Origin of the sequence: Leptolyngbya sp. FACHB-711, assembly GCF_014695615.1 — a bacterium.
GTDB lineage: Bacteria > Cyanobacteriota > Cyanobacteriia > Elainellales > Elainellaceae > Leptolyngbya_A.
The window spans coordinates 1-11,695 of sequence record NZ_JACJOR010000481.1 but is presented as its reverse complement, the minus strand read 5'-3'; the positions used below and the strand labels follow the sequence as shown (position 1 = coordinate 11,695).

Below are 11,695 nucleotides of genomic sequence, written 5' to 3'. Positions count from 1 at the left end.
TTGGCATTCTGCAAGCCGCGCTGCTTGACTTCTGCCAAAGTTTTGTTGACGGCATACTTCTGGTTGATCGAGTTAATCAATTCGGTCTGGTTGTGCTTCTTAGCAACACCCCACAGATCAGCAATCAGGTCAAAAGAACCATCTGCATTGCGAGACCAGCCCAGATCATACTCGCCATCCAAAACAGCAACGATGTCTGCACGAACGCGCTGACCGTTGTAGCCACGTACATCAGCTTCCGTCTTCACGGAGATACCCAGATCCCGCAGCGAGGACTTCAAAATTTCAGATTCGGTGATCTTGGTACGCAGAGTGCTAAAGTGAGACATTGGATTTCCTCCTGTAGAGAAGTTGAGAGAAACGACAAACGTTAGGAAGTGTTTACGCCGATCGCTAAGCGGTTGGAATGCCAACGGATACGGCTCTTTGGACTAGACTGCTAGCTTCTGTTGCTAGCCTTTCCTCGCCTGTTGGGAACCAGGAGAGAAAGCTTGTTAGAACTCCAGCCGCTGATATTCAGCAACTGAAGAAGCAGCAGGTCTTGCTCTTTGTCCTGCCCAATCTCTCAGGGCAGTCACCTGCTCACTCATGGTCTTGGAGAGCGGCATCGTGGCTCGAATCGCTGCAATAATGTCCAGTTGGGTGAATTCCCTATCCTGGGCAAATGCTTCGTACATTGCAGCAACAAGTGCCTGCTCAATCTCCGCACCTGAAAACCCTTCGCAAACCTTCACCAGTTGATCCAGGTCAAAGCGGCTAATATCGCGCCGACGCTTGGACAGGTGAATCTTGAAAATCTCTTTGCGCTCCTCATTGTTCGGCAGATCAACGAAGAAAATTTCGTCAAATCGTCCTTTTCTGAGGAATTCTCCAGGCAAACGCTCAACCCGGTTTGCCGTTGCCATTACAAATACAGGCGATGACTTTTCCTGCATCCAGGTCAGGAAAGAACCAAAGATCCGGCTGGAAGTACCTCCATCAGAATCCGCTGACCCTGCACTACCTGCAAACGCTTTGTCAATTTCATCAATGAACAGAATCGCTGGGGAGATTGACTCAGCCGTTTTTAGCGCATTTCTCAAATTTGCTTCTGATCGACCCACCATTGAGCCATCGTAAACTCGTCCCATATCTAACCGCAGCAGCGGCAGACCCCAGAGGCGGGAAGTTGTTTTTGCAATGAGCGACTTTCCACAGCCCGGAACACCCAGAATCAGCATCCCTTTTGGCTGAGGCAATCCGTACTCTCTTGCCCGCTCGGTAAAGGCGTTCGATCGCTGGCGCAACCAGTGCTTTAGCTCCTCTAGTCCGCCAACCGCATCTAGGGTTTCATCTTCTTCGATGTACTCCAGAATGCCATTGCGACGGATAAGCTGCTTCTTCTCAGTTAAAACGATATCTACTTCAGTCTCCGTCAACCGCCCAGACATTACATATGCCTTGCGATAGACTTTTTCAGCTTCATCGCGAGTTAAACCCAGCGTTGCTTTCAGCAGCTTCTCACGCGCTTCGGTCGAAATCCGAGTCGGGTCAGGGCGACCCAGGCGAGCCCGCTCACGCTGCTCACGCTGAATTTGGTCTAGTTGATGAGTGAGTACTTGATTCAGCTCTTCCAGAGAAGGCAGGGCATAATCTACCACCACCACCTCTTTTTCTAGCTCAATCGGCACAGTCTGTACTGGAGACATGAGAATAATTGTCTTCTGGGCATCCTTGAAGCTCGCGATCGCATCTCGCAGCCAGCGCGTGACACCAGGCGAATCAAGGAACGGGTGCAAATCTTTAAAGACGTAGAGACCGGGTTCCTTTTGACGTACTACCCACTCGATCGCCGCTTCAGGAGCAACGGTATTGTGCTGAGTAACATTTCTGGGTTGACCATACTCAACAATTCCGTGAGTCATCGTCCAGACAAAAATTCTTCGAGATGGCTTTGTCTGCACCAGCGATGAAATTGCTTGCTCTGCCCGCTCCTCCTCAGACGTGACGAGGTAGATCAGAGGATATTGAGCCTGAACTAGAATATTAAGTTCTTCTTTCATAACCATGACCTATTAAGAGACGGTGCAGATGTCAGGAGTAGACAACTGCCAAACTGGGTAACAGAAGTCCAACGCTGAAAAAGACAATTTCACGTTCAAATCAAAACTACTGAAGCAAGCAAACTTTTAATAACAAGAAGAACCTAGCAGGGAACCAGTTCGCCCTCGCCTCGCTGATCGGGAGAACCCTTTGGAAGTCGCTCTACCGATGCTTCTTCGTCTAACGGAATCTCCGCTTGACCGCTCAGAGCCGCCATCTCTCCCTCTTTCAGAACGAGCAAACTTGCACATTCGGGGCAACTGTAAACCCGGTGAGTTTGCCCGTGAGCTGCTTCTACCTCATCAACTACTTCAGAATGAGTGAGATAGAAAACAATTGCACGCTCTGCGATTGTGGACATCGGCTCTAATTCAACTGCGGAACGAATTTTGAGCTGGCGGTGCAGGTCTGGAGGAAGGTATAGCGTAACTTTGTGCTTGTCTTGCATAACAACGACTATTTATTGAATACCCGGGTATGTATGACACGATAAACGGCAAAACAGGTACTGTCAAGACGGCTTGCTGTCATGACAGCATTATTGTTACATCGCTTAACATAAACCCAAAAGTGCTTGAAAACCAACCATTTCCCAACCTCAAAAGTTCAAAAAATCATCTCTCGACCGAGTGATATTGCTCTGATTTAACCAGGAATTCTAAAAATAGAAACTCCTATAAATCGTGAAGCATCAACTCCACCCGACCAGCCTTACCTTTCCATTTTGAACTTAGAAAAGGCTGGCTCTCTGTATAGTTTGGTGGAAATGATTCTATATCGGTGTGCTGGGAAAATTCAGGCAAGAATCCAAAGTAAGCTGCTTAAAAATTAGCCGCTCTAAGGTTAGCCGCCTTTAGGTATGAGCATTCCTTGTGTCTATCTAGCCGATCGCTAGCTTGAACTGCTGAGATAGACGCGCTGTTCTTGAAGCACCTGATGATACAGCACCTCAAGCTGGGTAATGTTTTGGCTGAGGGTATAGCGATCGAGAACACGCTGACGGGCTTTGCGCCCCAGGAGCATGGTCAGTTCTGGGTGATCCTGGAATAGGGGCAAAAGCGTTTGAAGCTGAGTCGCAACTCTTTGCGTACTGAGAACCACTCCTGCGCCTTTTTCCAGCACTTCACCATCTGCACCCGCATCAGTGGCAAGGCAAGCAACCCCACAGCTCATCGCTTCCAGCAGCGACAGAGATAGCCCTTCCACCAAAGACGGCAGAATAAACACATCCGAGCCGCGCAGGATTTGAATTCGCTGCCGCTCGTCAGCTACAAAGCCTAACCAGATAACACCTTGCTCCTCGCCATAGGTACTCATAAGAGACGGAGCCAGCGGACCATTGCCTACGACCACTAACTTGCTGTAGCAGTTCATTTCTGCCTGCTTCCAGGCGCGCAGCATGGCTTCGACGTTCTTTTCGACCGAGATGCGCCCCTGATAAACAAAGATACGCTGTGCCTTGAGTTCTGCTTTTAGCTTGGACAGCCCAGGCGAGTATTTGTCGGCATCCACACCGTTTGGAATTACGGCAAGCCGCTGCTTGGGAACCCCCAGACGAATGAGCAGATCGCGCTGAAGCTTAGAAAAGACGATCGTGCGATCGTAGTTTGCTAGCGAAGGGGCATAAAGCTGATAAGTAAGGTGCTGAGTCCCAGAGGTAAAATTTCTCGCTTTACGGGCAAAGGCGGGATGAAAGGTAGCAACCAGGGGTAAGTTTAGCTCCTGACAGATTTCCGGCAGCAGAAAGTCGAGGGGCGACAGCGTGAGCGACGCATGAACTAGATCGGGCTTTAGCTGGCGAAGTGCTTCGGTCAGCACCCGACTCGATTTCGGCGAAGGAATGGTATAGATTTGGGACTTATAAAGAAAAGGAATCGAGACTTCCTGGCAATCTCCCCATTCGTTCGTCACGCCCGTCTCTTCTTGGGCGAAATGGAGAAAGCTGACTCGGTAGCCTCGGTCTAAGAGCGCGTTAGTCACTTCTCGACCGTAGGTGACGTTGCCACAAAACGGAGATTTCTTTCCTATCCAGGCAATGTGCATTCAACAGGATTCACTTAATCAGGATCATTAAATCTTGTATTAAGGATTTTAGTGTGTCCTGTCCCTTCTGCAACATTCTACTTCCGAGAAATTGACCAGGTGAGCGTTCCACCCCCGATTACCAGCACGGCTAGTCCCAGAAACACTGCCCGCAGCCCAAAGAATGTTTCTGCTACCCCTGCTAATGCCAACGGCAGGCTCAGCGCAATGTTAATAGCATTGTTTTGTAGCCCAAACACCTTGCCGCGCATCTCTTCTGGGGTTTCTTCCTGAATAGCGGTCTGCATGGGAATTCCGGCAATCGCCGCACAAGACCCAAGCAGCACCAGCAGCGGCAGCATAATGATCAGACGATGAGCCGTCACCGCAATCAGGGCAAGCGCAACACCCATGCCGATCGACCCATACAGGCTCAACTGACTGCGCGTAAACCGCTGCCCAAATTGTCCGACCACCACTGCCCCAATCGCCATTCCTACGCCGCCAGCCGCCAGCAAAAAGCCAAACTGGGAAGATTTGATTTCCGGCATGACTTCTGCCAAGCGCACTGCCAACACCGCCAGAGCCGCAAAGGTCGAGAACAAGATTACCAAATGCAGTAGGGCTGCCCGAACGTGGCTCTTCTCCTTCAGATAGCGCAACCCGTCGCGAATGTTATTCCAGACATCAGGTAGGGATTCGTCGGAGTCGATCGTCTTTTCATTCGTTTGCAGGAAGATTAGCATCAGTCCCGCAATCACATAGCTGCCGCCTACTAAAACTTCTTTCCCGATCGCTGGAGGCAGGTGAAACTGAGCGGCGATCGGTGCAGCAATCATATCTGCCAGAGCCAGCAAAGGTTCTCCTAGGGCAAATCCCACAATCACCGATGCCATCATCGTCATGGTGTAGAGCGAGTTTGCCGAGAGCAAATGACGGCGATCGACAATCAGCGGAATCACTGCCTGCTCAGCCGGAGCAAAAAACTGCGTCAGCGTTGAGACCAGGAACGTCACGCCCAGCACTATCAAAAATCCTACAGGCAGACCGCCCAAAGCACTCCAGCCCTGCGAAATCCAGAGCAGAAACGGCACACTTAGCACCAGTCCGCCCCGCAGCAGATTCGTGGATACCAGCACTGCCCGCTTGCGCCAGTGATCGACAAAAACCCCAGCGATCGAGCCAAACAGTACAGCGGGAATCGTGAACGCGATCATCAGCGATGATACCCAACCGCTAATCGATTGATCCGCTGCCTGAAAGCGATTGGCAATCAGAGCGATCATCAGCACTAAATAAACCTTGTCAGCAATTTGAGAAAACACCTGCCCGCCCCAAAGGGTAAGGAAGGCGCGGTTCTTTAGCACGGGCACCAATCCCGGCTCCGAAGCGGTTGCCTGCTGGCTCTGATCGCTGCCATGAGAACCGTTGCCGTTCCCCCCAGTACCATTGGAGCCGTTTAAGTGATTTCCTGCTGCTTTGTTTCCCTGCTCAGACCGACCGAGGTGAGTTTGACCGTCCCAGGTTTTCTGCGACGAGTCCGAAACGGTAGACTGCGAAATGACACCGAGGTCAGCAGATGGATCAAAACGATCGTCTCCATCGGCACATAGCACATAGTCCGGTAGCCGAGACGAAGAAGGACTGGAATTCTGACGGTTGACTTGTCCCAGATGCGGCTGTCCCAGGCCCAACTGTCCTGAGTCCGCTGCCATGCCTCCACACCCTTCTCCAATCCCAGGATTAAGCGGATTAGATCGAGAAATGGACGCTGAAGTTGGGAGATTGTCAAACGATCGCATCATAGTTTCTGGAGAGAAAGGTCACTAGCCGGAGCAAAACAGGGATCAATCAGGGTAGCCGAGCGAATCGGTCGGTCAAAGTGATATTGAGCATAGTGACGCAGAATCCGCTCGATGGGAAGCCAAATCTGATTAGAAGCAAAGGCGGGAGGGTCAGCCTGCATCAGTGTTTCTAGCAAGTCGGGTTTCGTCAACTGCTGAAGCAGGTATAGCTCGATCGCAGTGATTTGGGCATGTAGCTCTGGGGGAGTTTGGGTGAAATTTGTAGTGCGATGCGAAGCAGTTCCCTCGTGGGGGTGATCTGAAAGAATCTTCGGCGCACCAGACGGGGCTTTACGCGGAGGAGCCGTGTCGAGACGCAGATTGGCCAACTCCGACAGCAGCACCACACCACCCGCAACACTGCTAAAGCCCGTGCGCCAATCTGGGTCAGAAAAATCAGGAGTAATTTCTTTTTGAGTGACACCGCAGCGAAACACCTGAGGCGCAATTCCGGCAAGGGCCAGCAGATGAAACATGGCGTGAACCAGACAGGGCAGCGTCACAATTCCGGATAGCGTTTCCAGTCGGGTCAAATGTTCGCACAGCAAGTGAAATAAATCTGCCTGAGACTGCTCGCTGAGAGCTTGATAGAGGGCAAGCTCCGCCAGATATTGAGCTGCTGTGAGCTTTTTCAGATCCTGGCTCAGCCCGGGAAACGACTCGACGGTTTCTGCCTGAATCACTTTATCTAAATTCTTGCCGCTGACAATCAGCAAATTATTCACCACAAATAAGCCGCTGCGTCCACCCAAACTGGACTTATGCTTGCGTGAACCAGGCGCGACCACTCGCAGTAGCCCCAATTCCTCGGTCAGAATCGTCAGCAGCCGATCGGACTCACCCAGGGGCGTACTCTTGAGATTAATTCCGATCGCCTTGTAGGTTCCGCTCATAGTCCTTCCGCGTGTCGCCTCCCCTACTTCAGGGTATCGCGTTGGCGCATGAGTTCGACGCCTCGCGAAGTGCCCAACCGGGTTGCGCCTGCCACAATCAGGTCGATCGCTTGCTCAACGGTACGGATTCCCCCCGCTGCTTTGATGCCTACCCGGTCTTTAGTGAACTGCTTAAGCAGCTTAACGTCCTCGATCGTTGCGCCGCCAAACCAGCCCGTACTCGTTTTCAGGTAAGCCACTCCTGCATCTAAACAAACATCGGCTGCCATTTTTTTTTCGTCGTCGATCAGCAGTGCCATTTCCAAAATTGCCTTCACAGGCTGGCCTAACTCACAGATTTCTGCCAGTTCATGGTGCAGCTCGTTGGTTTTGCCGACCTTTAGCCAGCCTAAATTGAGCACCACATCCAGCTCGCTGGCTCCGTTTTCGACGGCTTCCTGAGCCTCATAAAGCTTGACTGCCGAAGTCGTTGCACCTGCCGGAAACCCGATCACCGTGCAAATTTTAGGAAACTTATTACGCAGGATCTCGACTGCCTGCTTCACATGGGTAGGATAGACACAAACTGTCGCAAACTTATAGCGATCGGCTTCTGCACAACAGCGTGAGACATCCTCAGGGGTTGCCGTTGGAGTTAGCAGGGCATGCTCGATAAAGCCAGCGAGATCAATTTCGGGGTGTGAGTCAGCCATAAAGGACCTTTCGCTTCCCTTATCACTTTTATCAGAAAAGATACAGAAGCCTGTATTTCTCAGGCTTGATTCTGCCCAGTTTCATGTAAAAAGCCCTGCAAAAGGCTGAGATCCGTGTTCTACAGCACAGCCAATCAGTAGGGCTACGCTATGCTGTGAGTAGGTATCGCCTTATTTCTCACACTCACAGCAGTTTTGCAGGTAACTATGACTTCTCCTTCGTCCGCCCCCGCTTCGTTTTCGGATGATTTGATTTGGGACAACCTCAAGCAAGCCATTACAGCCAGTTCTGGTTTCCACCGGTGGCAGGCAGAACGATCGCTGACGTTCCATACTGCTGAGCAGACCCTTGACCAGCTCGTTAGCCGCTACCTGCGCGAGACCCTGGAAACTTTAGCCTACTAATATAAAAGCTTGTAAAAAAGCTTGCAATAAGAATGAGCCTCCAGAAATGGAGCTGGAGACGATCGCACAAGACTGCTCTTACCTAGCTGCTCTTATTAAGAGAAACGAGTTCAAAGAGAGAAACTGGTTCAAACGAGCAAATTAGAATAAGCGAAAGCCCTCCAGGAGATTTTGCAGCCCTCCCTGGAGGGTATTTAGCAGCTCGGCGGCTTCTGCAATTCGATCGCCTTCGACCACGACTGCGCCCGCCGGGTAATTTTGCACCACTTCGATCAGGCTAATTCGATCGTCCTCGCTGGCAGATAGAACGAGAGCCGCCCGCATTGCCTGAGTATCGGCCGTCCGGGATGGGGTATGAACGTAATCACTTAGCTGCCGTAGGGTAACCTCACCCAGCGGACTGTTCAAAAAGCGATCGAGCGTAACCTGATCGACCCTAACCTCCCGGCTCAGGGCTTCCTGCACATCAGTCGGGTTTTGTCCCGATCGCTTCATCAGCCTTTCCAGCGTTGGTGATACCTCACCCTGCTCCGCCAGAGCCGTCAACTCCTCAACCGGAACCGACCCCCGAAAGATTTTGTACTTCCACGTCACCCGTCCGGCAGCCAGTGCAGTTGTTGCAGCCAGCGGCATGATTGCGCTTAGAAGTCCTGCAATCAGGGTCAGCATCCGGGATTGGAGTTTTGGCATGGTTTGTCTTCCTGAAAATGCAGAAGTTGAGCGGCGGTTTCAGTCTAGTGCTCGATTTGCTGGCGCATTTAACGTTCGATTTGCTGGCGCACTTAACGTTCGATTTGCTGGCGCACTTAACGTTCGATTTGCTGGCGCAAAATAATCTCGGTCGTCTGGCTGGCCTGGTTGCCCTCGATCGCCGTTGCCCGAATTCGATAGCGTAATCCCGGAACCGCAATTCTGGGCGGCGGAACTGTCACTTCAAACCGTCCGTTATTGTCTGCGGTAAATTCCCGATCAACAATCACTTCCCCACCTACGGGAACGCCGAGGACGGTCGCGCTGCCCAGGATATTTACCTGAACTCTCGCATTCGGTCGGGTTTGACCCACCAGCGTAAAGCCGTTTCTACCGACTCGTCCGCCGTCCTGATAGTTGGTGAATCGGGGTTGAAGTTCGGCAGTATTACCGCCCGTGTTGCCACCTGTATTTCCTCCGGGATTGCCGCCCGTATTTCCCCCTGGAGGTGTTCCGACCGAGGTATTAAAGGCAATAGGCTGAGCCACTGCCCCATAAACGGATTGGGTTTGACGACGCAGACGTGCCAGGATTGCCGTTTCCGCTGAGCGATCGCCCGACTGCACTGTGTAGTTGACCCGATACACGCCCGACGAAGTCTCCGTTGCAGGCAATTCACGTACGGTTCGTCCATCCTGAACCAGCAGCACCGAGGCTTGCAGTCCAGGAGTGCCATTGATCGTCACAGTCAGGGTTGAACCTGTATTCAGCGGTGCAACTCCGGCATTAGTGGTAACAGATGTAAGCTGAAGCGGCTGCCCCTGCACCGAGAAAGACCAGGCAAGCGTCCGCTGTTCGCCGTTGTTGTTGCGATATTCCACCCGCACCTGATTGACTCCAGAGGGCAAGCTCTGAGTAGGACGGTAGGTAAAGAAATTGGGCGTTACCGAGCTTTGGCTCGTCACATCCTGGCCGTTAACAAAGATGCGAACTGATCTGACATCGATCGTCCCAGAGGCGTCGAACTGCCCCGAGATAAAGGCATTGGGCGAAACGTTGGTGCTGTTGCTGGGCGGTGTGACTTCAACGACGCGCTGAGCAAGCGCAGGCTGAACCATTCCTGGCGCAGACAGCAGCATAGGTGAAGTGGTAAGCAGCACCCCAATGGCAGATAATCCCAAAAGATATGAGCGATTCATAGGTACTTTTGTAATAGTAGATGGAGTTTGTCTTTGGTTTCGACAGGAGCTTTGTCGAGGGGCGTAATAATGGCGTACTTTAGAGCAGAGTGAGCATCAGAGACAAACGGGGTTTCGCTGAGACGGCGCACCGTTTCTCGAATCACTCGTTGGGCGTTCACGGCATTTTTGGTGAGATTGGCGATCACGAGATCGACAGTCACGCTGTCGTGGTCAGGATGCCAGCAGTCGTAGTCGGTGACAAGGGCAAGGGTGGCATAGGCGATTTCGGCTTCCCGCGCCAGCTTTGCTTCGGGCAAATTCGTCATGCCAATAATCGTTGCGCCCCAGCTTCGATACAGATTGGATTCTGCCTTGGTCGAGAAAGCCGGACCTTCCATACAAACGTAGGTTCCACTCCGGTGCAGTGTGACATCGGGCAAGTCTAGACTCTCGATCGCCTCAGACAACACGCCCGCCAGCTTGTGACAAACCGGGTCGCCGAACGCAATATGCGCCACAATACCTTCGCCAAAAAAGGTCGAGGCGCGATTTTTAGTGCGATCAATAAACTGATCAGGAATCACCATATCGAGGGGCTTTGCCTCCTCCCGCAGTGAACCGACTGCCGACGCTGAAATCAAATATTCCACGCCGAGCTTCTTCATTGCATAGACGTTTGCCCGAAATGGAAGTTCCGACGGCGTCAGCGTGTGATTGCGGTTATGCCGTGCCAGAAATGCCACCCTGGTTCCATCGAGCGTTCCGACAATCAGCGCATCCGAGGGCTTCCCAAAGGGCGTGTCAATTTCTACTTCCTCAACGTCCTTGAGTGCTTCCATCTTATAAAGGCCGCTGCCGCCAATAATGCCAATTTTGATCGGTTCCATAAATTTTCCTGTAGTTATTTGCTGCCACAAGCCTGAGTATTTTACGACGATGACCGTCCGAACTGCCTCTCTAGCTCATTAATTCTGAGTTGCCGTGTAACAACAATTTTGTTTTGTTGGTGGTTAAAGGTTTTAGTTCCATCAATCAGGTCAATTAAATGCAAGTCAATCCGGGGAAACTTTGAAGATTGAAGGAATTTCGGCTTTCACAAAGATAAGGAAGTGAGGTGGACTAAATCTAGCGATTCGAGCATTGGTAGAGCGATCGCCGCACAGAGTTCGTCAATTCCGCAAAAAACACTGCTCTCCAGCGTTGCTGCATCATGCATGGAGTACCTCTCATACTCCTCCAATATCCGCTGCGATCGCTTCAGTACTTTCCAAATTCCCGTAAAATCAGGAAGTTCAGTGTTTGGGACAGCAACATCGTGTTAGCAGCAGTTTTGTACGGTCAGGAAGATTTGCGGCTCGAATCGGTTGCCGACCCAACTCCCGCCCCGGGAGAAGTCATCATTCGCGTCAACGCAGCAACCACCTGCGGCACCGATCTCAAAGTCTGGCGCAGGGGTGGTCATGCCCGAATGCTTAAGCCTCCGACCCTGTTTGGACATGAAGCTGCCGGACAAATTGTGGCACTGGGCGAAGGCATAACGGGATGGAAGGTGGGCGATCGCGTTGTGGCAAATAATTCTGCACCCTGTCACGAGTGCTTCTTCTGCAAAAAACAGGAATATTCCCTCTGCACTGACCTGTGCTTCAACAACGGTACATTCGCCGAGTACCTCAAAATCCCTGCCCCGATCGTCCGAGACAACCTCCTCCCGATTCCTGAAGGACTCCCCGATGCGCTGGCAGCTTTGACTGAACCGCTTGCCTGTGTACTGCATGGCGTCGCACGATCAAATGTGAAACCGGGCGACCGCGTAGTTGTGTTGGGCGATGGAGCGATCGGGCTGATGTTTGTGGCAGCATTGAGCTTGGGTTACACGGGCAACCGAG

General features: G+C 51.9%; 12 protein-coding genes. 2 read left to right on the top strand and 10 right to left on the bottom strand.

Annotated features, from left to right (window positions below; all coding sequences use genetic code 11):
* The 7 genes from H6F80_RS22395 to deoC all read right to left on the bottom strand — a co-directional run.
* Positions 1 to 329, bottom strand: a 329-nt coding sequence (locus H6F80_RS22395; protein WP_190793745.1) for a DUF1257 domain-containing protein, incomplete at its 3' end; no start/stop codon positions are given.
* Between the two features lie 165 nt (positions 330 to 494).
* Entirely contained in the window at positions 495 to 2,042 is a 1,548-nt protein-coding gene (gene ycf46, locus H6F80_RS22390) for a stress-responsive protein Ycf46 (RefSeq protein WP_190793744.1), read from the bottom strand.
* A 143-nt stretch (positions 2,043 to 2,185) separates the two neighbouring features.
* Positions 2,186 to 2,530: a slr0373 family blue light stress response protein gene (locus tag H6F80_RS22385; RefSeq protein WP_190793743.1), complete on the bottom strand. Its 345-nt coding sequence runs from the start codon at positions 2,528 to 2,530 to the stop codon at positions 2,186 to 2,188.
* A gap of 443 nt (positions 2,531 to 2,973) precedes the next feature.
* Positions 2,974 to 4,125, bottom strand: coding sequence for a glycosyltransferase family 4 protein (locus H6F80_RS22380; RefSeq protein WP_190793742.1), 1,152 nt, complete (start codon positions 4,123 to 4,125; stop codon positions 2,974 to 2,976).
* Positions 4,126 to 4,202: 77 nt separating this feature from the next.
* Positions 4,203 to 5,819 carry an MFS transporter gene (locus tag H6F80_RS22375; RefSeq protein WP_190793741.1) on the bottom strand — a complete coding sequence of 539 codons (1,617 nt, stop codon included), beginning with the start codon at positions 5,817 to 5,819 and terminating at the stop codon, positions 4,203 to 4,205.
* 86 nt (positions 5,820 to 5,905) lie between these two features.
* Positions 5,906 to 6,841, bottom strand: a complete 936-nt coding sequence (gene recO, locus H6F80_RS22370) for a DNA repair protein RecO (RefSeq protein WP_190793740.1) — start codon at positions 6,839 to 6,841, stop codon at positions 5,906 to 5,908.
* 23 nt (positions 6,842 to 6,864) lie between these two features.
* Entirely contained in the window at positions 6,865 to 7,533 is a 669-nt protein-coding gene (gene deoC, locus H6F80_RS22365; protein WP_190793739.1) for a deoxyribose-phosphate aldolase, read from the bottom strand.
* A 207-nt stretch (positions 7,534 to 7,740) separates the two neighbouring features.
* Between deoC and H6F80_RS22360 the strand changes: the two genes are divergently transcribed.
* Entirely contained in the window at positions 7,741 to 7,938 is a 198-nt protein-coding gene (locus tag H6F80_RS22360; RefSeq protein ID WP_190793738.1) for a hypothetical protein, read from the top strand.
* A 141-nt stretch (positions 7,939 to 8,079) separates the two neighbouring features.
* Here the strand turns inward: H6F80_RS22360 and H6F80_RS22355 are convergent, their stop codons facing one another.
* From H6F80_RS22355 to H6F80_RS22345, 3 genes are all read right to left on the bottom strand, one after another.
* On the bottom strand, positions 8,080 to 8,628 hold the full coding sequence (locus tag H6F80_RS22355; protein ID WP_190793737.1) for an alpha/beta hydrolase: 549 nt from the start codon (positions 8,626 to 8,628) through the stop codon (positions 8,080 to 8,082).
* Positions 8,629 to 8,744: 116 nt separating this feature from the next.
* On the bottom strand, positions 8,745 to 9,827 hold the full coding sequence (locus tag H6F80_RS22350; RefSeq protein WP_190793736.1) for an Ig-like domain-containing protein: 1,083 nt from the start codon (positions 9,825 to 9,827) through the stop codon (positions 8,745 to 8,747).
* Positions 9,824 to 10,696: an S-methyl-5'-thioadenosine phosphorylase gene (locus H6F80_RS22345; RefSeq protein WP_190793735.1), complete on the bottom strand. Its 873-nt coding sequence runs from the start codon at positions 10,694 to 10,696 to the stop codon at positions 9,824 to 9,826. The genes H6F80_RS22350 and H6F80_RS22345 overlap by 4 nt, the downstream gene beginning before the upstream one ends.
* Positions 10,697 to 11,124: 428 nt before the next feature.
* Here H6F80_RS22345 and H6F80_RS22340 point away from each other — a divergent pair.
* A partial coding sequence (locus tag H6F80_RS22340) for an alcohol dehydrogenase catalytic domain-containing protein (protein ID WP_190793734.1) occupies positions 11,125 to 11,695 on the top strand: 571 nt, incomplete at its 3' end.